The 22,221-nt window shown below is 74.1% G+C and carries 22 protein-coding genes; 8 read left to right on the top strand and 14 right to left on the bottom strand.

The window, feature by feature from the left end; translation table 11 throughout:
- Positions 1-99: 99 nt before the first annotated feature.
- The 8 genes from HBO46_RS07080 to mraZ form a co-directional block, all read right to left on the bottom strand.
- Entirely contained in the window at positions 100-1,134 is a 1,035-nt protein-coding gene (locus tag HBO46_RS07080) for a Mur ligase family protein (RefSeq protein WP_166140473.1), read from the bottom strand.
- Positions 1,116-2,186 carry a phospho-N-acetylmuramoyl-pentapeptide-transferase gene (gene mraY, locus HBO46_RS07075; protein WP_166140472.1) on the bottom strand — a complete coding sequence of 357 codons (1,071 nt, stop codon included), beginning with the start codon at positions 2,184-2,186 and terminating at the stop codon, positions 1,116-1,118. Before mraY ends, HBO46_RS07080 begins: the two co-directional genes overlap by 19 nt.
- Positions 2,187-2,322: 136 nt before the next feature.
- Positions 2,323-3,867, bottom strand: a complete 1,545-nt coding sequence (locus tag HBO46_RS07070; RefSeq protein ID WP_166140471.1) for a UDP-N-acetylmuramoyl-L-alanyl-D-glutamate--2,6-diaminopimelate ligase — start codon at positions 3,865-3,867, stop codon at positions 2,323-2,325.
- Between the two features lie 46 nt (positions 3,868-3,913).
- Positions 3,914-5,698 carry a peptidoglycan D,D-transpeptidase FtsI family protein gene (locus HBO46_RS07065; RefSeq protein WP_224769421.1) on the bottom strand — a complete coding sequence of 595 codons (1,785 nt, stop codon included), beginning with the start codon at positions 5,696-5,698 and terminating at the stop codon, positions 3,914-3,916.
- A gap of 18 nt (positions 5,699-5,716) precedes the next feature.
- A complete protein-coding gene (locus HBO46_RS07060) occupies positions 5,717-6,334 on the bottom strand; it encodes a hypothetical protein (protein WP_166140470.1) in 618 nt (205 codons plus the stop codon).
- Positions 6,331-7,320 carry a 16S rRNA (cytosine(1402)-N(4))-methyltransferase RsmH gene (gene rsmH / locus HBO46_RS07055; RefSeq protein ID WP_166140469.1) on the bottom strand — a complete coding sequence of 330 codons (990 nt, stop codon included), beginning with the start codon at positions 7,318-7,320 and terminating at the stop codon, positions 6,331-6,333. Before rsmH ends, HBO46_RS07060 begins: the two co-directional genes overlap by 4 nt.
- Positions 7,321-7,327: 7 nt before the next feature.
- Positions 7,328-7,498 carry a hypothetical protein gene (locus tag HBO46_RS07050; protein ID WP_166140468.1) on the bottom strand — a complete coding sequence of 57 codons (171 nt, stop codon included), beginning with the start codon at positions 7,496-7,498 and terminating at the stop codon, positions 7,328-7,330.
- 265 nt (positions 7,499-7,763) lie between these two features.
- A complete protein-coding gene (gene mraZ / locus HBO46_RS07045; protein ID WP_166140467.1) occupies positions 7,764-8,189 on the bottom strand; it encodes a division/cell wall cluster transcriptional repressor MraZ in 426 nt (141 codons plus the stop codon).
- 442 nt (positions 8,190-8,631) lie between these two features.
- On the opposite strand from mraZ, the gene HBO46_RS07040 reads away from it, so the two are divergent.
- From HBO46_RS07040 to HBO46_RS07030, 3 genes are read left to right on the top strand one after another with little or no spacing between them, the layout of a single operon-like run.
- On the top strand, positions 8,632-9,609 hold the full coding sequence (locus HBO46_RS07040; RefSeq protein ID WP_191480211.1) for an AAA family ATPase: 978 nt from the start codon (positions 8,632-8,634) through the stop codon (positions 9,607-9,609).
- A 7-nt stretch (positions 9,610-9,616) separates the two neighbouring features.
- Positions 9,617-10,897 carry a DUF58 domain-containing protein gene (locus tag HBO46_RS07035; protein WP_166140466.1) on the top strand — a complete coding sequence of 427 codons (1,281 nt, stop codon included), beginning with the start codon at positions 9,617-9,619 and terminating at the stop codon, positions 10,895-10,897.
- Entirely contained in the window at positions 10,894-13,272 is a 2,379-nt protein-coding gene (locus HBO46_RS07030) for a transglutaminase family protein (protein WP_166140465.1), read from the top strand. Before HBO46_RS07035 ends, HBO46_RS07030 begins: the two co-directional genes overlap by 4 nt.
- Positions 13,273-13,360: 88 nt before the next feature.
- On the opposite strand, the gene HBO46_RS07025 is transcribed toward HBO46_RS07030, so the two are convergent.
- The 4 genes from HBO46_RS07025 to HBO46_RS07010 form a co-directional block, all read right to left on the bottom strand.
- A complete protein-coding gene (locus tag HBO46_RS07025) occupies positions 13,361-13,801 on the bottom strand; it encodes a DUF3040 domain-containing protein (RefSeq protein ID WP_166140464.1) in 441 nt (146 codons plus the stop codon).
- Between the two features lie 142 nt (positions 13,802-13,943).
- Positions 13,944-14,675 carry a methyltransferase domain-containing protein gene (locus tag HBO46_RS07020; protein WP_166140463.1) on the bottom strand — a complete coding sequence of 244 codons (732 nt, stop codon included), beginning with the start codon at positions 14,673-14,675 and terminating at the stop codon, positions 13,944-13,946.
- A gap of 91 nt (positions 14,676-14,766) precedes the next feature.
- The gene (locus HBO46_RS07015; RefSeq protein WP_224769420.1) at positions 14,767-15,207 is read right to left on the bottom strand and encodes an SAV_6107 family HEPN domain-containing protein; all 441 of its coding nucleotides are present in this window, start codon (positions 15,205-15,207) and stop codon (positions 14,767-14,769) included.
- A 144-nt stretch (positions 15,208-15,351) separates the two neighbouring features.
- Complete coding sequence (locus HBO46_RS07010; RefSeq protein ID WP_166140462.1) at positions 15,352-15,864, bottom strand: hypothetical protein; 513 nt, start codon at positions 15,862-15,864, stop codon at positions 15,352-15,354.
- A gap of 124 nt (positions 15,865-15,988) precedes the next feature.
- On the opposite strand from HBO46_RS07010, the gene HBO46_RS07005 reads away from it, so the two are divergent.
- Genes HBO46_RS07005 through HBO46_RS06995 form a run of 3 tightly spaced genes read left to right on the top strand, consistent with a single transcriptional unit; the run spans position 15,989 to position 18,109 of the window.
- Positions 15,989-16,393, top strand: a complete 405-nt coding sequence (locus HBO46_RS07005) for a YbaK/EbsC family protein (protein ID WP_224769419.1) — start codon at positions 15,989-15,991, stop codon at positions 16,391-16,393.
- A gap of 2 nt (positions 16,394-16,395) precedes the next feature.
- On the top strand, positions 16,396-16,773 hold the full coding sequence (locus tag HBO46_RS07000) for an ArsC/Spx/MgsR family protein (protein WP_166140460.1): 378 nt from the start codon (positions 16,396-16,398) through the stop codon (positions 16,771-16,773).
- Between the two features lie 10 nt (positions 16,774-16,783).
- Complete coding sequence (locus HBO46_RS06995; RefSeq protein WP_166140459.1) at positions 16,784-18,109, top strand: phytoene desaturase family protein; 1,326 nt, start codon at positions 16,784-16,786, stop codon at positions 18,107-18,109.
- A gap of 36 nt (positions 18,110-18,145) precedes the next feature.
- Here the strand turns inward: HBO46_RS06995 and metF are convergent, their stop codons facing one another.
- Positions 18,146-19,036, bottom strand: a complete 891-nt coding sequence (gene metF / locus HBO46_RS06990) for a methylenetetrahydrofolate reductase [NAD(P)H] (RefSeq protein WP_166140458.1) — start codon at positions 19,034-19,036, stop codon at positions 18,146-18,148.
- 74 nt (positions 19,037-19,110) lie between these two features.
- On the opposite strand from metF, the gene HBO46_RS06985 reads away from it, so the two are divergent.
- A complete protein-coding gene (locus HBO46_RS06985; protein WP_224769418.1) occupies positions 19,111-20,187 on the top strand; it encodes a polyprenyl synthetase family protein in 1,077 nt (358 codons plus the stop codon).
- Positions 20,188-20,211: 24 nt separating this feature from the next.
- On the opposite strand, the gene HBO46_RS06980 is transcribed toward HBO46_RS06985, so the two are convergent.
- Entirely contained in the window at positions 20,212-20,565 is a 354-nt protein-coding gene (locus HBO46_RS06980) for a DUF1801 domain-containing protein (RefSeq protein WP_207950364.1), read from the bottom strand.
- A gap of 368 nt (positions 20,566-20,933) precedes the next feature.
- On the opposite strand from HBO46_RS06980, the gene HBO46_RS06975 reads away from it, so the two are divergent.
- Positions 20,934-22,163 carry an MFS transporter gene (locus tag HBO46_RS06975; protein ID WP_166140456.1) on the top strand — a complete coding sequence of 410 codons (1,230 nt, stop codon included), beginning with the start codon at positions 20,934-20,936 and terminating at the stop codon, positions 22,161-22,163.
- The last annotated feature ends 58 nt before the right edge of the window (positions 22,164-22,221 follow it).

Here is a 22,221-nt window from a genome sequence, read left to right as displayed (position 1 = left end):
CGGTCCCGATCGGCGGCAACCCGGCGCGCGTGTCGCCGGCCCGCGGACGGGTCACACGGGCCCGTCGGTCAGGTCGGTCGCTCAGGTCAGTCGCACTGGTCAGTCGATCTGGGCGGCGCGCACGCCGTCGCGCACGGCGGCCCGGGGCACCCCCGCGGCGCGCGCGAGGGCCGCGGCCGCGAGCACATTGCGCACCGTCTCCGGCTCGGCCGCCGGGTCCTCGACCGGCAGGTCGGCGAGCGTGCAGAGCTCGGCGGCGCTGGTCGCGCGCTCCTCGATGAACGCCCGGTCCGCCACGAGGTCCTCGACGAGGCCGAGCATGCCGACGCCGGGCATGCCCAGGGTGACCCCGATCGCCCGCGCGCCCTCGCGGACGTCGGCCTCGAGCACCAGCTCCTCGGTGCCGGGATCGGCGACCGCGTAGACGCACGCCACCCGCACCTGGTCATAGATCCGGCCCATCGCGAGCCGGTCGACGGCGCCGAGGGGCTCCTCGAGCGGGTCGGGCACGCCGAGCACCGCGGCGGAGTCGGCCTGCAGACCGCCGGCCCCGCGGAGCTGGGCCGGGGTCAGCCCGACCGCGAGCACGTCGTAGGTCTCGGGGTCCATGACCGCCTCGACGACGGGCAGCCCGCCCTCGCCGACGGCAAGCGAGCGCAGCCCGGCGGCGCGCAGCATCGCGTCGAGCAGGCGCACGGTCTGCGCGGTGCCGGTGACGCCGGTGACGCACAGCCACGGCGTCGTGGAGCCGGGGGCGCGCAGCCGCCAGGCGAGGTCGACCTCGCCCCACACCGGTACGCCGCGCTCGCGGGCGGCGGTGACCAGCGGGGTCGGTGCCGTCGGGTCCCCCTGGACGACGAGGACGTCGACGTCGTCGGGCAGCACGTCCGTGCTGCCGGCGCCCAGTCGGACGCGGGCACCGAGGACCTCGAGCAGCTCCGCGCGCTCGGTGCGCTCGGTGTCGCCGGGGTCCTCGTCGAGGGCCAGCACGTCCGCGCCGAGGTGGAGCAGGTTGTCCGCCGCCGCGAAGCCGCCGGGGCCGAATCCCGCGACGACCGCGCGCACGCCGGCCCAGGAGTCGCGCTGCCCGAGGCGCTCGAGGTCCGGGGTGGCCATCAGCTGCCCGCCACCCATTCGGCGTAGAAGATGCCGAGGCCCGCCGCCACGCAGAGGCCGGTGATGATCCAGAACCGGATGACCACGGTGACCTGCTCCCACCCGAGCATCTCGAAGTGGTGGTGGATGGGTGCCATGCGGAAGATCCGTTTGCCCTTGGTGGCCTTGAAGTAGCCGACCTGGAGCATGACCGACAGGGTCTCGGCGACGAAGATGCCGCCGAGCACGACCAGCAGCAGCTCGGTGCGGGTCAGGATCGCCAGGCCGGCGAGGGCGCTGCCGAGCGCCAACGAGCCGGTGTCGCCCATGAAGATCTGGGCCGGGGAGGCGTTCCACCACAAGAACCCGAAGCAGGCGCCGGTGATCGCTGCGGCGATCACCGCGAGGTCGAGCGGATCGCGGACCTCGTAGCACTTCGGTCCCGGCGCGGCGCCGCAGAACTGGTTGAACTGCCAGATGTTCACCAGCGTGTAGGCCGCGAACACCATCGCGCAGGCGCCGGCGGCGAGCCCGTCGAGGCCGTCGGTGAGGTTGACGGCGTTGCTGAAGCCGGCAACGAAGAGCCAGATCAGCACCAGGACCACGATCGCGGGCAGCGCGAACTGGTCGATGTCGCGCAGGAAGGAGAGGTGCCGCGAGGCAGGGGTCTCGCCCCGGGAGTCCTCCAGCCACGGCGAGATCGCCAAGGCGCCGAAGACGATCGCGATGATCGTCTGCCCGATCATCTTGGCCTTGCTGCGCAGGCCGAGGCTGCGCTGCTTGTAGATCTTGATGAAGTCGTCGAGGAAGCCGACCAGGCCCATGCCGACGAACAGGAACAGCAGGAGCATCCCGGAGGCCGACGGGACCTCGCCGGTCACCAGCTTGGCGGCGAAGTAGCCGAAGACGGCGGCGAGGATGATCACCACGCCGCCCATCGTGGGCGTGCCGCGCTTGGTGTGGTGGCTGGTGGGGCCGTCGTCGCGGATCTCCTGGCCGTACCCGAGCTTGGTGAACTGCCTGATGGCCACCCGGGTGCCGAGCAGCGAGATCAGCAGGGCAACCGCCCCGCCGATCAGGATCGCTCTCATCGCTGCCTCTCGCTTGCTGTGTCTGCTGTCTGTGCGTGTGCTGGGTCGTGCCTGTCGGCCGGAGATTCTTCCGCATCGACAGGCGTCCGGCGGGGCTGCCCCGCCGAGGCCGTGCTGGACGCGTGGGTGGCGCTGCTCATGCCGGGCCTGCGCCGGCCAGCAGCTCGCGGACCACGTCGCGGTCGTCGAAGGGGTGGACCACCCCGTGGATCTCCTGGCCGGTCTCGTGGCCCTTGCCGGCCACCAGCACGATGTCGCCGCGGGCGGCCAGGCGCAGCGCCGTCGCGATCGCCTCGCGCCGGTCGCCGACCTCGAGGACCTCCGCGCGCACCGGGCCGTGGGCGCCGGTCGTGCCCGCGCGCATCTGGGCGCGGATCTCCGCAGGGTCCTCGGTGCGCGGGTTGTCGTCGGTGATCACGAGCACGTCGGCGAGCTCCGCGGCGATGCCCGCCATGATCGGCCGCTTGCCGGCGTCGCGGTCGCCGCCGGCGCCGAGCACCACGATCACGCGCCCGTCCGTCAGCGGGCGCAGGGTGGCGATCGCGGCGGCGACGGCGTCGGGCTTGTGCGCGTAGTCCACGACGACCTCGAAGTCCTGGCCGGCGTCGACCCGCTCCAGGCGTCCGGGCACGCCCGCGCCGGCCGCGAGGGCGGCGGCCACCGGGGCCGGGTCGAACCCGGCCTCGGCGCAGGCCGCGATCGCGGCGAGCGCGTTCGCGACGTTGAAGTCACCGGGCAGCGGTACCCCTGCCTCGATCCGGACGCCCCCGGGCCCCAGCACCGTGAAGCGCGAGCCCGCGGCGTCGAGCTCGACGTCGACCGCGCGCCAGTCGGCGTCGGCGCCGCCCGCCGAGAAGGTGCGGACCGGGATCGTGGCCTCGTCGAGCAGCCGTCGGCCGTGCTCGTCGTCGAGGTTGACCAGGCCGAGGCGGGCGCGCTGCGGGGTGAACAACGACGCCTTGGCGGCGAAGTACTCCGCCACCGTGCCGTGGAAGTCGAGGTGGTCGCGGCCGAGGTTCAAGAAGACCGCGACGTCGAAGACGACGCCGTCGACGCGGCCCATCACCAGCGCGTGGCTGGAGACCTCCATCGCGCAGGCCGCCACCTCGCGCTCGCGCATCAGCGCGAACAGCCCGTGCAGGTCCGGCGCCTCGGGGGTGGTCAGCGTGGTGGGCACGTCCTGACCCGCGATCCGGGTGCCGACGGTGCCGACCACCGCGGCCCGGGTGCCGGACCCCTCCAGGCCGCTCTCGGCCAGACGGGTCGTGGTGGTCTTGCCCTGGGTGCCGGTGACGCCGATCATCCGCAGGTCGCGCGCCGGCTCGCCGTAGACGTACGCCGCGAGCGCGCCGAGGAGTCCGCGCGGGTGGGCGACCATGAGCACCGGCAGCCCCGCGGGGGCGCGGGCGGCGCCGGCGGGGTCGGTCAGCACGGCGACGGCGCCCGCCGCGACCGCGTCGGCGGCGAAGTCGATGCCGTGGGCGCGGGCGCCGGGCAGGGCGGCGTACAGGTCACCGGGACGGACCCGCTGGCTGCTGAGGGACACTCCGGTCACCGAGACGCCCTCGACCCGTCCCCGCGTGGTGGCGGTGGGGTCGTGCGCAGCGCTCCAGCGGACCAGGTCCGCGAGCTCGACGGGGGCGAGGTGGCGCGGACGGGGGGTGGTCGTCGGGTCGCTCACCGGTCGAGGCTACCGCCGACCGCACGGGTCCTCCGAGACGGGACCCTCACCACTCGACCGGCAGCTTCGAGGGCTCCGCGCCCGTGGGCGGGACGCCGTAGCGGCGCAGCGTGAAGGTCATCAGCTTGGCGAACGCGGGGCCCGCGACCGAGCCGCCGCCCCCGCCGTTGCTGGGGTTCTTGATGACCACGTAGACGGTGAAGCGCGGGTCGTCGGCGGGCGCGAACCCGGCGAAGGAGACGTCGAAGGTGCCGTCGTAGCAGCCGCACTCGGCGCCGACGGCCTGCGCGGTGCCGGTCTTGCCGGCGACCCGGTAGCCCGGGATCGCCGCGCCCGGGGCGACACCGGCCTCGGGGTCCACCACGCGCTCCATCATCGAGGTGGTCCGGCGTGCGGCCCGCTCGCTGAGCACGCGGCGGGTGCCGGCCTCCTCGGTGCCGACGAGGGTGCCGTCGTTCATCCGCGCCGAGCCTTCGATGAGGCTGGGGTCGACGCGCACGCCGCCGTTGGCGATGGTGTTGACCGCGGCGGCCATCTGCACGGCGTTGACCGAGAGCGACTGGCCGAAGGCGATGCGGTCCTCGGTCTGGCTGGTCCACAGCGAGCCCGAGGGCAGGATGCCCGGTGTCTCCCCCAGCACGCCGATGCCGGTGCGCTGGCCGAGGCCGAAGCGGGTGAGGTAGTCGCGCAGCTCGCCCTCGGCGAACTCGTCGGCCGCCAGCACGGTGCCGATGTTGGAGGACTTGGCGAGCACGCCGGCCAGGGTCAGCCGGATCGTGCCGTGGTCGAACCAGTCGCCGATCGGCCGGTCCTGGCGCTCCAGCACCGGCGGCACCGTGATCCGGGTGCGCGGGGTGACCTTGCCGGCGTCCACCAGGGCGCCGAGGGTCAGCACCTTCTGCACCGAGCCGGGCTCGAAGACGTCGGTCATCGCGCGCGAGATTCGGTCGCCCTTGGGCGACTCCGCCGGCTTGTTGGCGTCGAACGTCGGGTGGTCGGCGACCGCGAGCAGGTCGCCGGTGCGCGAGTCCAGGACGACCGCGAAACCGGACTTCGCGCCGGAGTCCTCGACGGTCTGGCGCAGCACCCGCTGGGCGTACCACTGCACGTCGCGGTCGATGGTCGTGGTGACGTCGTCGCCGTCGACGGCGTCGATGGTGGTGCTGTCGGCCAGCGGCAGCCGGTTGCCGGCGCCGACCTGGTAGCGCGCGGAGCCGTCGGTGCCGGAGAGCACCTGATCGAAGGCGAGCTCGAGACCGGCGAGCGGCTGGTCGCCCTCCTCCGGGTCCGGGGTGCCGAGGAAGCCGACCAGGTTGGCGGCCACGTCGCCGGCCGGGTAGGTGCGCACCGGGTCCCGGCTGGTGCTCAGCCCGTCGAAGCCACGCTTGCGCGCCGCGTCGACCGCGGACTCGGCCTTGGCAGCGGGCACCTGCCGCGCGACGTACTCGTAGCGGCTGCCCTCGGCCCGGAGCCGCTCGAGCACCGTGAAGTAGTCGACGCCCAGGCGGTTGGCCAGGAACTTGGCCAGCTCGGGAGCGTGCTCGGTGGTCAGGGCCGGGTCGGCGATGATCATCGAGCCCTCGACCGAGGTCGCCAGCGGCTCGCCGTTGCGGTCCAGGATGTCGCCACGCTCGGCGGGGAGCACCACCTCGCGCAGCCCCTCGGCCATGGCCATCGGGGCGTAGGAGTTGGGGTCCAGGCCCTGCAGCTGCACGAGCCGGGCGCCGAAGAGCGACAGCACCATCGCGATCAGCACGAAGCCGATGCGCAGACGCAGGTGGGGCGAGCCGCGCTCACTCCCACGGGAGCGGCGCTGCGGGGTACGACGCACGGGGATCTCCGGTCTCGGTCAGCGGCGGTTCTGGTCGTTCCTGGTCTTCCTATCGTCTCGGCGCTCCCGTTCGCGGTTGCCCGCTCCCGTGTCGCCGGAGACGCTGTCGGCCCTGTCGGCCTCCCCTGCCTGGTCGGCCGGCTCGGCCGGCGGTGGCGGGGGCGGCGCGAGGACCGCCGGCAGCGGCGGCGCCTTGGCCTCGATCCGCTCGCCGTCCTCGGCGGGCGTCGGCACGGCCTCACCGCGCACGGTGCCGTCGGGCATCAGGAAGACCGGCGCGCCGGGGGTCCGCATGCCCTGGGACCGGGCAGCGCTCGCGAGCCGCTGGGGGTTGCGCAGCTCCTCGAGCTCCGCGGTCAGCGCCTGCTCACGAGCCAGCAGCGTGGTCGCCCGGCCCTCCAGCGTGCTGGCCGTGAACGACGTCTGCTGCATGGAGGTGTTGAACATCAGCAGCCCGATCACCCCGCCGAGCATGATCGCGCTGATCAGCACCACGAAGGGCAGACGGGCCGCACGCACCGCCTGGGCGCGCGGGACGACGGTCAGCCGGGCACGTTCGACCGCGGCCTCGGCTATCCGGGGGACGCGGGAGCGGACCGCTCCGGGCGGCCGGGGGTCTGCTGCGGGACTGCTCATGCTCTCACTCCGGGGGAAGACGGGTGGACACGTTCGACGGCGCGCAGGCGCACGGAGGCGGCGCGGGGGTTCTCGGCGGTCTCCTGTGCGTCGGCCTTCTCGGCGCCGCGGGTGACCTGGCGGAACGGCGGCTCGCTGCCGGCCGGCACGAACGGCAGGTCCGGCGGCACCTCGCTGCGGGTGACCGCGGTGAAGGCCTGCTTGACCAGCCGGTCCTCCAGCGAGTGGTAGGACTCCACGACCACGCGGCCGCCGACACCGACGACGCCGAGCGCGGCGGGCATCGCCCGGCGCAGCACGGCCAGCTCGTCGTTGACCTCCATGCGCAGGGCCTGGAAGGTGCGCTTCGCCGGGTGCCCCCCGGTACGCCGCGCGGGCGCCGGGATCTCGGCGTACAGCAGCTCGACGAGGCGTCCGGACCGGGTGAACGGCTCCTTCTCGCGCTCGCGGACGACCGCCGCGGCGATCTTCTTGGCGAACTTCTCCTCGCCGTAGTCGCGCAGCACGCGGGTCAGCTCGCCGTGGGTGTAGGTGTTGAGCACGTCGGCGGCGGTCGGACCGGTGGTGCCGTCCATCCGCATGTCGAGGGGCGCGTCCTCGGCGTAGGCGAAGCCGCGCTCGCGCACGTCGAGCTGCATCGAGGAGACGCCGAGGTCGAACAGCACGGCGTCGACGTGGTCGAGGCCGACCTCCTCGACGACCTCGGCGATCTCGTCGTACACCGCGTGCACGCCGACGAACCGGTCGCCGTACGGCGCGAGCCGGGCGCGGGCCAGGTCGAGGGCGGCGGGGTCGCGGTCGATGCCGACGACCCGCACCGAGTCGAGCCGCTCGAGGACGGCCTCGGTGTGCCCACCGAGGCCGAGGGTGCAGTCGACCATGACGGTACGGCCGTCAGGCGCGGCGCCGTCCGCGCGCTCGAGCGCGGGGGCGAGGAGGGAGACGACCCGGTCCAGGAGGACGGGGACGTGGCGGGGGCTGCTCATCTCGCCCTCAGCCGAGCCGGGACAGGATCAGGATGAGGAGGGCCGCGCCGACCGAGACCGACGCGGAGAAGGCCATCACGGCCACGACGTCACGGGCCTGCTCACGGACCCGCCGCGGCGGCCCGTCAGCCCCGTGCGCGGACCGGAGGTCCGCGTGGGTGAAGGGTGTGCTGCTCATCGGTTCGACCCCGCTCGAGTGCGCCTGCTGGTGGGTGCTGGGTGGGTGGTGCTGGTGGATGGTGCTGTGGGTGGTGCTGTGGGTGATGCTGGTGGTGGGACGCGTGCCCGGGAACGGCTACGCAGGACCAGGTCCCTGCCCGCTCCCCTCCTGGGGAAGGCGCTCCGTCTGGAACCGGGGAAGTGATCCCAGAAGGGGCTGCGGGGAGCGGGCACGAGACCTCGTCCTGCGTTGTCCGTTGTGAAGTTGTCGCGCGTGGGGCCGGTCAGTCGGAGGGCTGCTCGTCGAGCTCGGCGAACTTCTGCTGGGCGCCCGTGGAGTACTCCGTCCAGCGGGCGGGGTCCCAGATCTCGATGCGGTCCATGACGCCGATGACGACGACCTCCTTGTCGAGGCCGGCGTACTCCCGCAGGTTCGCGGGGATGCCGATGCGGCCCTGCTTGTCCAGGGCCCCCTCGTCCGCGCCGGCGAAGAGGATGCGCGCGTACTCACGTGCGCTCTTCACCGTCAGCGGGGTCGACCGGGCTCGCTGGGCCTCCTCCATGAAGACGTCCGTCGGCCACACGACGAGGCAGTTCTCCTGTCCCTGTGTGACCACGAGCCCCTCCGCGAGTCGGTCCCTGAACTTCGCTGGGAGGAAGAGCCGGCCCTTGTCGTCGAGCTTCGGCGTGTAGGTGCCCATGAAGAACATCGGGCACCTCCCAGGTCGACCACTCCTCCACTTCGCTCCACTTTACTCCACAATCCCCCACCGTCAACCGGAACGGATCGGGCCGGGCCACGTTTGCGCAGGTCGGAAGGGGGTTGGCGGCGCGGCGGCAGCATGAACGGCGGGCGCGGCGGATCGCCGGTCCGTCGGCCCGACGCGCCCCGCCGGCATCTCCCAGAAACACGTTCGCGCAGGTCAGAGGGGTCCTGTATGCCTCCCGCGGCCGCTCCCCACGCGCCGGTGGGGGGCGAGGGTGGGGCGTGGTGGGGAGCCGGCGCCCCCGGGTGGGGCGTGGTGGGGAGCGGCGGCGGCCCGGGGGCGACCGGACTGATCCAGACCTCCCATCCGGGCCCGCAGGTTGTCGCAACGGCCTACGGTGGTGACACCGCGGAGTGCGGCTGATCACAGCAGGGAGAGAGCGCACGTGAGCGACCCGACTCCGGCAGGAGCCGACCTCGAGACACTGGCGCGCGTGGTCGCCCGGGTCCGGGGCAACATCGAACGCGTCATCGAGGGCAAGCCCGACGTCGTCACCGCCGCGATCGTGGTCCTGCTCGCCGAGGGGCACCTGCTGATCGAGGACGTGCCCGGCGTCGGCAAGACCATGCTGAGCAAGGCGCTCGCGCGCAGCATCGACTCCACCGTGCGCCGCATCCAGTTCACCCCGGACCTGCTGCCCTCCGACGTCACGGGGGTGTCGATCTTCAACCAGGACACCCGGAGCTTCGAGTTCCGCCCCGGCGGGGTCTTCGCCAACATCGTGGTCGGCGACGAGATCAACCGGGCCTCGCCGAAGACCCAGTCGGCGCTGCTGGAGTGCATGGAGGAGCGCCAGGTCACCGTCGACACCACGACGTACCACCTCGAGGCGCCGTTCATGGTGATCGCGACCCAGAACCCGGTCGAGATGGAGGGCACCTACGCCCTGCCCGAGGCCCAGCGCGACCGGTTCATGGCCCGCGTCGCCGTCGGCTACCCGGTCGAGGCCGCGGAGATCGCGATGATCGCCAGCCACACCGGTCCCAGCCCGCTGGACGACCTCGAGCCGGTGACCGACGCCGCGGAGGTGCGCAAGCTGACCGGCATCGTCGGCCAGGTCCACGTCTCCCCCGCGGTCCAGCGCTACACCGTCGGGCTGGTGACCGCGACCCGGCGCAGCGGCGACCTCGCGCTGGGGGCGTCCCCGCGCGCGACGCTGCACCTGGTGCGTGCGGCCAAGGCGTACGCCGCGATCAACGGTCGCGACTACGTGCTGCCCGACGACGTGCGCGTGCTGGCCCAGCCGGTGCTGGCCCACCGGCTGCTGCCCGGCGTCGAGGCGGCGATGAGCGGGCGGACCACCGCCACGATCCTGGACGGCCTGGTCGCCTCCGTGCCCGTCCCCGACGGCAGCCCGGGCTGACGAGGCCGTGCTCGAGGCACTTGCCGGCCTGACCACCCGCGGGCGCGCGTTCGTCGCCGCGGGGGTGACGGCCATCGTGTGCGCATCCATCCTCGACCAGACCACCCTGGTCCGGGTGGGCGTGCTCGTGCTGGTGCTCCCGCTCATCACGGCGTACGTCGTGGGCCGCTCGCGCTACCAGCTGTCACTGGTCCGCACCGTGACCCCGCAGCTGGTCTCCGCGGGGCAGCCCGCGCGGGTCGACCTCGCCCTGGCCAACGAGGGACGCGCCCCCAAGGGCGTGCTGATGCTCGAGGACCAGCTGCCCTACGTGCTCGGCTCCCGGCCGCGCTTCGTGCTCGAGGGCGTGGGCCACGGGTGGCGGCGCCGGGTGAGCTACCAGGTCCGCTCCGACGTCCGCGGCCGCTTCGAGATCGGACCGATGCGGGTCCGGGTGGGCGACCCCTTCGGACTGGTCGAGGTCGAGCGCGCCTTCCAGACCGCGGTGCCACTGACCGTCACCCCGCGCACGGTCCCGCTCCCGACCATCCCGCTCGGCGGCGCCTGGACCGGCTCCGGGGACAACCGGCCCCGCGCCTTCGCCACGGGCTCGGCCGAGGACGTCACGGTGCGCGAGTACCGCCGCGGCGACGACCTGCGCCGGGTGCACTGGCGCAGCTCGGCACGGATGGGCGAGCTGATGGTGCGCCGAGAGGAGCAGCCGTGGCAGTCGCGCGCCACGCTCTTCCTGGACAACCGCGCCGTCGCGCACCGGGGCCAGGGCGTGGCGTCCTCGCTGGAGGCCGCCGTCTCCGCGGCGGCGTCCATCGCCGTCCACCTGGGCCATCGCGGTTTCACCGTGCGGCTGGTGACGGCCACGGGCGAGGAGTCCGGCGGCAGCTGGCACGCGCGCGACGCCGAGCTGATCAGCCGCGCACTGCTCGAGGCGCTGGCGGTGGTGGAGGCCGTGCCGGCCCCGCGCGTCGACTCGGGCTGGCTCACCGAGCACGGCACCGGCGGCCTCACGGTGGCCGTCCTCGGCGCCGTCGCCCCCACCGACCTGCCGGTCCTGCGCCGCATGCAGCACCACGCCGGAGCCGCCCTCGCGGTCGCCCTCGACGTGGACGCCTGGGGCACCGCCGGGTCGGGTGCAGGCCCCCGGCAGAGCGCCGCCCCGCTGCTCGCCCAGCACGGCTGGCGCGCGGTCCCGCTGCGCCCGCACGACCGCCTCGACGCCGCCTGGCAGGAGCTGGCCCGGGCCGGCGTCGGCGGCGCCGGGCGGGCGACGTACTCCGGGGTCGGGCGATGACCGGCCGCCGCCGCCCGCCGGGTGCCCCCCTGCGGGTCGCCGCCGTGGCGGCCGGAACCGCGTGGATCTCGATGCTGTCGTGGTCGGGGCTGGCCGTCGACGAGGGCGCCTACCTCGGCCCCCTGCTCCTGATGGCCGTGGCGATCGTGGTGACCGGTGCCCTCGTGCGCCGCCTTCGCGCTCCCGCGCTCGTGGTGCTCGGCGCCCAGCTGCTCGTGGCCGGGGCCGCCCTCAGCCTGAACGTCACCGGATCGCCGATCCCCCTCGGCGCGGTCTGGTCGGAGCTGGTCGCGGCGTTCACCGCTGCCGGCGACACCGCCCGGATGTACGCCGCCCCGGTCCCGACGACCGTCCCGCCGATCGACCCGCTGCTGCTCGCCGCCGGCGCCGCCTGCTTCGTCGTGGTGGACCTGCTCGCCTGCACGTTGCGGCGCGTCGCGCTCGCCGGCCTGCCGCTGCTCGCCGTGCAGAGCGTGCCGACCAGCCTGCTCGCGACCGGACCACGGTGGTGGGTCTTCCTGCTCAGCGCGGCCGGGTTCCTCGTGCTCCTCTTCCTCGACCAGGACGAGCGGGTGGTCCGCTGGGGCCGTCGCGTCGACGACGCGACCGGCGCCGCCCGCGAGCAGGGCAACCTGGCGCGCCCCGGCGTGCTCCGCGCGAGTGCCGGCGCGGTCGGCGCCCTCTCGATCGGGGTGGCACTGGCGCTTCCGCTGGTCATCCCGAGCGCCGACCTGGACCTGCTCGGATCCGGGGCCGGCGGGTCCGGTGGCGACCAGATCGAGCTGGACAACCCGATGATCGACCTCCAGCGCGACCTCGTCCGCGGCCAGGACCTGCCGCTGGTGCGGGTGCGGACCACCGACCGCGATCCGTCGTACCTGCGCATCGCGGTGCTCAACCGCTTCTCCGCCGACGAGTGGAGCTCCGGGGACCGCGAGGTGCCCGTCGACCAGCTGCCCCGTGGGGAGCTGCCCGGCCTGGAGGGCGTGGACACCGGGGTCGAGCGGGTCGAGCATGACTACGACGTGGAGGTCACCGACGAGTTCCAGTCGACCTGGCTGCCGACCCAGGCGCCGGTCTCTGCGGTGTCGGCCCCGGGCGACTGGCGCTACGACGTCGCCACGATGGACTTCATCGCCGGTGACGACGACCTGACCACCGCCGGCCTGCGCTATGAGATGACCGCGGTGGACCTGACGCGGGTGCCCGAGGACATGGTGGCGGCGCCGTCGGGTGCCGGGCTCGTGGGCGAGGAGTTCCTGGAGCTCCCGCTCGACCTCTCCCCCGTCGTCGACCAGCTGGCCACGAGCGTGACCGCCGGCGCGGCCTCGCCGTACGAGAAGGCGGTGGCGCTGCAGGACTGGTTCCGCGCCGACGGCAACTTCACCTACTCCGTCGAGGTCGAGCCCGGCAACGGCACCGACGACCTGCAGAAGTTCCTCGTCGAGGACCGTCGCGGGTACTGCGAGCAGTTCGCGGCCGCGATGGCGGTGATGGCGCGCAGCATCGGCATCCCGGCGCGGGTGGCCGTGGGGTTCCTGCGACCGCAGCGGATCGGCGCCGGGACATGGGAGTACAGCACCTGGGACCTGCACGCCTGGCCCGAGCTCTTCGTGCCCGGCTCGGGATGGGTGGCCTTCGAGCCGACGCCTCCGGACCGCGCCGCCGAGGTGCCGCCCTACACCCGCATCGACGTGGGCACCGGCATCGAGCCGGCGCTGCCGACGGAGGCCGCGCGACCGAACGAGAACGACCTGCCGCGAGGTGCGGACACCGCCCCCGCGCCGACGCCCACCGAGGACGCCCCGGTGGCGGCCGTGGCCGACGAGGGGTTCCCCTGGCGCACGGTCGCCGGCGCGATCCTGGGCACCGTGCTCCTCGCAGGCCTGCTGCTGCTGCCCGGCGCCGTACGACGGGGGCGGCGCGAGCGCCGGCTGCGGGGCGGACCCGAGGAGATCTGGGCCGAGCTGCGCGACACCGCCCGTGACCTGGCGATCCCGTGGCCCGACGGCCGTTCACCGCGTCAGTTGCGGGTGGTGCTGCTCGAGCGTCTCGGCAGCCCGGCGGGAACCGACGCCGACGGGCGCCCGGCCCACGGGCCGCAGGTCGCACCCGAGGCAGCCGCCGCGCTGGACCGGCTGGTCAAGGCGCTGGAGCACCGCCGCTACGCCCGGCCGGGGACCGCGGTGCCGCAGGTGCGCGCGGACGGCGAGACCTGCCTGGCCGCCCTCGAGGCCGGCGCGCCGCGTCGTGCCCGGCGCCGCGCCGCGTGGTGGCCGCGCACGGTCTTCGCGCGACGCACGAGCACCGCGCCGCACCCGGGGGCAGGGGAGGCGGAGCAGACCCGCTCCGAGCTGGTGGACCGCGTCGGCTGACCCGGGCGGCGCCACCATGGGCGCCGACTCAGCGCACCATCAGCGCCGAATCGGCGCCCCATGGGGGCCGACACGGCGGACGGCAGGGTCAGAAGCCGCCGTTCTCCTCACGGCGGCGGCGCCAGCGCTCCTCGGCGCGCTCCATGAAGGAGCCGCTGGTGTGCCGCTGGCGGCGGGTGCGACCACGCTTGCCGCCCTCGATCACCGTGAAGCCACGGGAGGGGTGACCGGCGGTGCGGGCGTCGGCGGCCGCAGCGGCCTGCTGGCCGCGGATCGCATTGAGGCCGAGGGTCGCCGAGGCGAGCATCACCACGAAGCCGACCACACCGATCGCCCACTGCTGGGCCACGGCGCCGGTCATCAGCACCGCGATGCCGACGACGAACACACAGCCGGCGATGATCGCGCGACGTCGCGCGGAGCGACGCATCGAGGTACCGCGCAGGGTCGAGGCGAACTTGGGGTCCTCCGCGACGAGGGCACGTTCCATCTGCTCGAGTAGCCGCAGCTCCTCTTCAGAGAGTGGCACCGGATCCTCCCACTGTCGTGATGACCAGCCGATCCTGATGGATGGCCCCTGTGGCAAGTCTAGGCAGGTGAATCCGATCGCGGTACCCGCGGCGGTCAAATCTCATCGCAGCCCACCGACGACCCCGCGATCTGCGGCGCATTCAGCGCGCCAGGACGTGCAGCTGGGTGGCCAGCGGGATGAACTCCGGGCGCCCCGCGACGGCGTGCTCGAGCTCGACCAGCGCGGCGCTGGCGCCGGGCTCGGAGTCGACCAGCGACCCGGGGACCAGGTCGGCGAACACGCGGACGCCGTGCACCTGGGCGACCTCGAAGCCGGCGTCGACGAGCAGCGCCTCGAGCTCCTCGCGGGTGACCCGGCGTCCAGCGCGCCCGGTGGGCGCGGTGTCGTCGAGGGCGGCGAGGGCCTGGCCGAAGTGGCCGGCCATCGCGCGGGCGACCACGGCGGCGTAGCGCTGGGCGACCAGCAGGCTGAGGGTGCCGCCGGGGCGCAGCACCTCACGGATCGTGGCCAGCGCGGCGGCCGGGTCATCGACGACCTCGAGCACGCCGTGGCACAGCACCACGTCGGCCCCGGCACGGCCGGGCACGTCGAGCAGGGTGCTCACGTCGCCCTGGTGGCCGGCGACCTGCACGCCGACCTCGCGGGCACGGCGGTCCAACGAGGCCAGCGCGTCGGGGCTGGGGTCCACGACGGTCACGCGGTGGCCGAGCTCGGCGGCCCGCACCGCGGAGACGCCGGTGCCGCCGCCGAGGTCGAGCACGTCGCACGGGCCGGCGTCCAGGACGGGTCGCAACGCCCCCCACACCACGGAGGTCCGAGCGGCCGCCCGGCGCTCGCTGGGCTTGTCCGCGAACGGGTCACTGCTAGGCATGCACCCACCCTAGGGCGTCGCCCGCCGGCGGCGCCGGGAGCCGCGCGGAGGCACGCGGATCGGGCGGATCGGACAGAGGTCGGTCTGGGTCTCAGCCGGCGCGCGCGACGTGCTCGGCCGCCGGGGCATGCGGCATCAGGCCGAGCGAGTGCTCGACGACGGCGAGGAACCGGTCGGCGTCGCGGACCAGGTCGTCGGCCTCGCGCTCGGTGACCGCACGCGTCGAGCCGGCCTCGCAGGCCGCCCGCTTGGCGGCGCCGGCCGCGAAGAACCGGGCCCACTCCCCCAGCTCGGGGGCGACCCCGGCGAGCAGTACCCAGGCGTTGCGCTGGGGCCGGCGTCGAGCCGGCTCGGGGCGCGCCCGGGCCGCGAGCAGCGCAGCCGCGGCCCGCAGCGCGGCGACGTGGGCGGTGGCATAGCGGGTCGGCGCGTCCGGCGCCGCCATCGCCTCGCTCAGCGACTCCGCGGAGCGGGCGAGATAGGCGTGGGTGGTCGCCGGGAGTGCATAGGGATGAGGGGCGTCGTACGGCACGGGATTGTCCTCTCGCTCACCGACCCTGGATGGCCTCGGATGGCCTTCGGCGGGGAGGGGACCCCACCGACATCTCGAACGCGCGTTCGAGATGTCGGCAAGCTACCCGCGCCCACCGACAACCCGGTGGGACAGCGCCGCGACTCAGCGCTGGACGGTGTCGCGGTCCTCGGCGGACCAGCCGTGCAGGTAGGCGGTGGTGTCCTTGTGCAGGAGCAGCACCAGGAGGGCGAGGGTCAGCATCAGACCGATGACCGAGAGCGCCAGGAACAGCGACGGCGGGCCGGTGATCAAGATGGCGACCACCCCGACCACGAGGGTCAGCAGGGTGACCACCAGGCAGATCCGCGCCCACTCGAAGCCGGCGGCGAACAGCGGTGCGAGCACCGCGAGCAGGCCGCCCATGACCAGGTAGATCACGGCGGTCACCGGCACGAACGCCGGCGGCTTGATCTCGCCGTCCTTGACCGCCTCGATCCCGCCGGACGCGAGCACGTCGCGCACCGACCGGTGCCCCTCCGCCCAGGAGCGGATCAGGTCGTCCTCGAAGATCCAGGTCAGCAGGACGGCGACCGCGCCGAAGGCGACCAGCGCCCAGAGCACCTGCAGCGCGCGGCGCACCGAGTCGGGCCTGGTGTTCTCCTGCTGGGCAGCCATGCATCCTCCATAGGTCGTCCGCGACTCCGGTCCGCGCGCGGCTAGGGTTTCCGGCATGGACGTGGAGCATCCCTCGGTCACGAGGTTCCGGGCGGAGCACAGCCGCCGCGGCGGAATCGGTCAAGTGGTCATTCTGCCGGATTCCGTCCATACCGCCGCACTGGCCGCCGAGGCACTCGGCTGCGAGGTCGGCGCGATCGCCAACAGCCTGCTCTTCGACGCCGACGGCGCACCGGTCCTGCTGCTGACCTCGGGCGCGCACCGCGTCGACACCGCCGCCGTGGCGCGGCGCCTCGGCGTCGACCGGCTGCGCCGCGCGAGCCCGGAGATGGTCCGCGAGCACACCGGGCAGGTCATCGGCGGCGTCTCGCCCCTCGGGCACCCGGCACCGGTCCCGACCTACCTCGACCCGTGGCTGCGGCGCCACGAGGTGGTCTGGGCCGCCGCCGGCCACCCGTCCGCGGTGTTCTCCACGACGTACGACGAGCTGCGCGAGCTGACCGGCGCCCGCGAGCTGGACATGGAGTGAGGATGGAGATCTGGATCAACCCTGCCTGCTCGAAGTGCCGCACCGCGCAGCGCGCGCTGGAGGAGGCGGGTGTCGCCCACACGGTGCGCCGCTACCTCGACGACCCGCCGACCGCCGAGGAGCTCGGGGCGGTGGTCGAGAGGCTCGGGCTCGAGCCGTGGGACGTCGCGCGCGCCAAGGAGGCCCGCGAGGCCGGCATCGACCTGCCCCGCACCGCGGCGGCCCGCAGCGAGTGGCTGACCGCGCTCGCCGCGAACCCGCGCGCGATCCAGCGCCCGATCGTGACGGCCGACGACGGCACCACGCTCGTGGCCCGCGACGAGCAGACCCTGGCCCGCGTGGTCGCCCTGGGGCGTCCGGGGTCCGCACCGGTGTCCTAGTCTTCGCGCCATGGCGCGCGTGGTGGTGGTCGGCGGCGGTCTCGGCGGCTCGGCGACCGCGGCCAGGGTCGCCAAGCTCGGCCACGACGTGACGCTGCTCGAGCGCAGCGACCGCCTCGGCGGCGCGCTGGTGGCGGCGACCGGGGACGGGCCGTCGGACTTCACGTGGGACGCCGGGCCCTCCACCACGCTGCTGCCGGCCGTGCTGCGCGACCTGTTCCGCAAGAGCGGGCGGCCCCTGGAGCGCGAGCTCGAGCTGGTCGCGACCGACCTGCTGCGCGAGCACCGCTTCGAGGACGGCAGCGTCCTGCGGCTCCCCTCCTCCCGCGCCGGGCAGCTGCACGCCGTCGAGGAGCTCGGACCCGGTCTGGGCCAGGCCTGGGTCGACCACGTCGCGTCGTACGCCGAGGAGTGGGAGGTGTTGCGCCGTCACTACCTGGAGGTCCCGTGGGACCCCGCAGCGCTCCCCCGCGAGCTGGCCTCGATCCTCGACCGGCGCGAGAGCCTGCGCCGCCGGCTGGCCCGCTCCCTGCGCGACCCGCGGCTGCGCCTGGTCGCCGCACACCCGTTCGTCGCGGACGGCCACGACCCGCGCGACGTGCCGTCCTGGGCGGGCGTGCGGTCCTACGTCGAGCAGCGCTTCGGCGCCTGGTCCTTCACCGGCGGCGCCGACGCCCTCGCCCGCGCGCTCACCGCCCGGCTGGCGACCCGCCGGGTGGACGTGCGCACCGGGGTCACCGCCACCGACGTCGTGGTGCGCGGCGGACGCGCGGTGGCGGTCGCGACCAGTGCCGGGGAGATCGACGCCGACGTCGTCGTCTGCGCGATCGACCCGCGCGGGCTGCCGGCGCTGGCCTCGTACGTCGCCCGCACGACGCCCGCGATCCCGCCGGTCGTGTGCCACGTCGGCGTGGACGGCGAGGCCGCCGCGGCCGCCGGTGTACCGGCCGGCTCCCACGACCTGGTCGTGCACGGCGACCCGATGCTGGTGGTCCGCCCGGGCGGCACCGCCCCCGACGGCGCGCGTGCGGTGACCGTCCACGGGCGCGGACGCCTCGCCGAGGACATCCTGCTGGCCCTGGCCCGCCAGGGCGTCGACCTGCGCCCCGGGCTGATCACCCGCGTGGACCGCAGCCCCCGCGACCTGGTCGCGCAGTGGGGCGGCTCCCCGCTCGGGGTGCAGTGGCAGGGCCGGCGCACGGTACGCCGCCGCCTGGGCCCGCACACGCCGGTGCCGGGCGTGCTCGCCGCCGGCGCGCACGCGACACCGGGCAGCGGGATCCCGTTCGTCGGGCTCTCGGCGGCCCTGGTCGCCCAGGTCGTCGGGCCGGCCTGAGACCGACCGCGCGACCCGCTCAGACGGGCATGCGGCTCAGACGGACATGTTGAGCGCGGCGAAGATCTCCAGCGTCGCCTTGGAGCGGTTCAGCGTGTAGAAGTGCAGACCGGGCGCACCGCCGGCGAGCAGCTCCTCGCACAGCTCGGCGGCCAGCGCGATGCCCTCGGCGCGCACCGCGGCCGGGTCGCCGTCGTGGGCGGAGATGCGGGCCACGATGTCGGCCGGGACGTCGCAGCCGATCAGCTCGCCCTGGCGGCGGATCGCGTTGAGGTTGAGGATCGGCATGATGCCGGGCAGCACCGGGATGTCGATGCCGCGCGCCCGCACGCGGTCGACCAGTGCGAAGTAGTCCGAGGCACGGAAGAACATCTGGGTGACCGCGAACTCCGCGCCGGCGCGGGCCTTGGCGGCGAGCACGTCGGCGTCGTGGTCGAGGGACTCGGCGGTCGGGTGGCCCTCGGGGAAGGCCGCCACGCCGACGGTGAAGTCACCGCGAGCACGTGCCAGCTCGACCAGCTCGGTGGCGTAGGTCAGCCCGCCCGGGGTCGCCTCCCACGGCGCGCGGGGGCCGTCGGCGGGGTCGCCGCGCAGGGCCATCACGTTGTGGATGCCGGCCTCGGCGTAGCTGTCGAGGATCCCCTCGAGCTCCGCGCGGGTGTGACCCACGCAGGTCAGGTGCGCCATCGGCGTCATGGTCGTCTCGCGCGCGATCCGGCTGGTCACCCGCACGGTGGTGTCGCGGCTGGAGCCGCCGGCGCCGTACGTCACGGAGACGAACGTCGGCCGATAGGGCTCCAGGGCGCTGATCGCGCGCCACAGCTGCTCCTCGCCGGCCTCGTCCTTCGGGGGGAAGAACTCGAAGGAGAACGAGCGTCCGCCGTCGCGCACGAGCTGGGCGATGCTCGCGATCCGGTCCTCTGCCATGCCCGAAGTCTAAGTTCCGTGCCGGGCGAGCCCCGCGCCCGTCCATCCGCGGGTCGGCCGCTAGCCTCCTGTCCGTGACAGCCAGCGGATGGGACGGCCCCGGATTCCGCGACCGCGTGCAGGCCACGCTGGACGCGTTCATCGACGAGCAGGCCGAGCGGCTGGCTCCCTTGGGGCCGGACGCGGCGCTGCTGATCGAGGAGGCCCGTCGTTCCGTGGCCGGCGGCAAGCGGCTGCGCGCGTCGTTCTGCTACTGGGGCTACCGGGCCATCGCCGCGCCGGCCGACGAGGCGGAGGAGACCGCCCTCCTGCGGGCCTGCGCCGCGCTGGAGATCCTGCACGCGAGCGCGCTGGTCCACGACGACCTGATGGACGCCTCCGACACCCGGCGTGGGCGTCCGGCGACGCACCGCGCCTTCGAGGCCTCGCACCGCGAGCAGGCCTGGCGCGGCGACCCCGAGCAGTACGGCGCCGCGGCGGCGATCCTCCTGGGCGACCTGTTGCTCACCTGGTCCGATGAGCTCATCCGCCGCTGCGGGCTGCCGCTCGAGCGGGTGATCCCGGCCCTCGAGGTCTTCGACCTGTGCCGCTCCGAGGTGGTCGCCGGACAGTTCCTCGACGTCTCCGTGCAGGCGCGCGGCCGCGCCGACGTGGACACCGCGATGACCGTGCTGCGCTACAAGTCGGCCAAGTACTCCATCGAGCGCCCGCTGCACATCGGCGCCGCGCTGGCCGGCGGCGACCAGGCGGCGCTGCGGGCTCTCACCGCCTTCGGGCTGCCGCTCGGCGAGGCCTTCCAGCTGCGCGACGACGTGCTCGGCGTCTTCGGCGACCCCGCGGTCACCGGCAAGCCGGCCGGCGACGACCTGGTGGAGGGCAAGCGCACGGTGCTGGTCGCCCTCGCGCTGGACGCCGCGCCCGACGGGGACGCCGGGGTGCTTGACCGGGCGCTCGGCACCCACCTCTCCCCCGAGCAGGTCGCCGAGCTGCAGCGGATCATGGCCGACTCCGGCGCCCCCGCCCAGCTCGAGCAGGTCATCGAGGCGCTCTGCGAGCGCGCCGTCGACGCGCTGCGCGGCGCGCGCCTGGACCCGGACGCGACCCTCGTGCTCGAGGAGCTGGCCGCGGCGGCCACCCAGCGCACGGTCTGAGCGGCCGCCGGGGGAACCGGTCGGTCAGTCGACCACCGAGCGGACGATCTCCGCGATGCGCTTCTCGGTGGTGGGGTCCACCGTCTCGAAGTACCACGCCGCCGGCATCAGCTCCCCGTCCGCGCCGCCTGCCGCGCGGAAGGCGGCCTTCTCGGTGATCGCGAGGTTCAGCCGTTCGTCGTTGCGCAGCGTGAGCAGCGCCGGCGTGCCGGCCGAGGTCGCATAGGCGGGCATGCCGTACCAGATGCGCGGCTTGAGGGTCGGGGCCGCCGCCATGATGACGTCGTGCACCCGCTGCACCGTCGAGCGCCTCGGCTCGTCCATCGTCGCGATCTTGTCGATCACCTGCGTGAGGTTCTTCTCGTCCTTCGACGCCATGTCATGTCCTCTCCTCTGCCGGCGCCGGGGCACCGGGGAACGAAGTCGGCGCAGGAGCGCCGCACCCCATCCGGACATGTCCTGACCTGCTCAGGCCTCTCCGCGATGATTCACGTGGTCCGCCACGTGGAAGCGCAGTCGGTGATGTACCCGACCATCGACCACGCTAGCCGATCGAGCGCGCCGGCGCGATCGATGCGACCTCTGTGTGTCCCTGTTGGTCGGGCGAGGTACGTAGGCCCCCTGCGGCGCCTCGAATGGCGGGTTCACGTTCCACGACCGGGGTGACATCGACGGCCACACCAGGGGCGCCAAGCGTGTCGTGGCTGTCGATGTCACCGGCCAGTGGGCCGTGAGAGTGTGGCCGGGTGAGCGGCGGGGGCGTGTTCATCTCCGGGTCGTTCCTGCGCTATTGGCGCGCCACGGCGGTCTCCGGGCTGGGCACCTACGTCACTGTGTTCGCGCTGCAGGCGCTCGTGGTGCTGACCCTGGACGGGACGGCCGCGGACGTCGGGTGGCTCAACGCTGCTCGCTGGCTGCCCTACCTGACCTTCGGGCTCGTCGTGGGGGCGCTCGTCGACGGCAGGCGCCGACTTCCTCTGATGGTGCGCACGGACCTCGCCCAGGCGGTGCTGCTGCTGGTGATACCGGTGCTGTGGTGGGCCGACGCGCTGTCGCTCCCCGTGCTCCTGGCCGTCGTCTTCGGCTATGGCACCGCAGCCGTGGTCAACATGGCGGCGACCATGTCGCTCCTCCCGCGACTGGTGGAGCGCCACCAGCTGCAGCCCGCACATGCCCGCGTGGACGGAGCCGACGCGGTGTCGTCGGCAGCGGGTCCCGCTCTCGGTGGCCTGCTGGTCAGCGCCGTCGGTGCACCGCTCACGGTCCTCCTGGACGCAGCGACCCATCTCTACTCCGCACTCACGCTGCGCAGGATCGAGCTGGACGAGCCGCCACCACGCACCGGCGTCACCGTGCGCGGGCTGCTCGGCGAGATCCTCGAGGGTGTGCGCTGGGCCTACGGCGCCTCGGGGCTGAGGACACTGGCGATCGCCACCCACGGGTGGTTCGTCGGCAACGCGATCGTCGGGGTCGTGCTGGCGCCGTACGCGTTCCTCGTGCTGGACCTCAGCGCTGCGGAGCTCGGCCTCGTCGGCGCTGCCGGGGGCGTCGGCGCCGTACTCGGCGCCGCCATCACGACCGCGGTCGGCCTACGCCTCGGAACCGGCCGGACGATCATCCTGTGCCACCTGCTCACCACCAGCGCCGTCGTCACCATGACGCTGGCCGGCCAGTCCTCGTACGCCGCAGGCGTGCTCGGGCTGGGCCAAGGCATCTACGGGCTGGCGGTGGGCATGAGCAACTCGCACGAGATGAGCTACCGACAGCTCGTGACCCCCGACGCGCTCCAGGCGCGCACCAACACGACGCTGCGGTCGCTCAACCGGGCCGTCGTGGTCGTGGTCGCGCCCCTGGCGGGTTTGCTGGCAGACGCGGTTGGCATGCAGACCATGCTGGTCGTTGCCGCGGTGGCCTTCGCCGTCGTGGCCCTCGGCCTGGCCGCCACGCCGTTCAGGACCGTGCGAGCCCCCACCTGAGGGTCCTCGTCATCATCCCGACACGGCGGTTCGCCCCATCGGCAGGATCCGGCAACTG

The organism is Nocardioides ochotonae (assembly GCF_011420305.2).
Taxonomy (GTDB): Bacteria; Actinomycetota; Actinomycetes; order Propionibacteriales; family Nocardioidaceae; genus Nocardioides; species Nocardioides ochotonae.
Note: the sequence above shows the minus strand (reverse complement) of the source record. Positions and strands in the feature narration are given on the sequence as shown.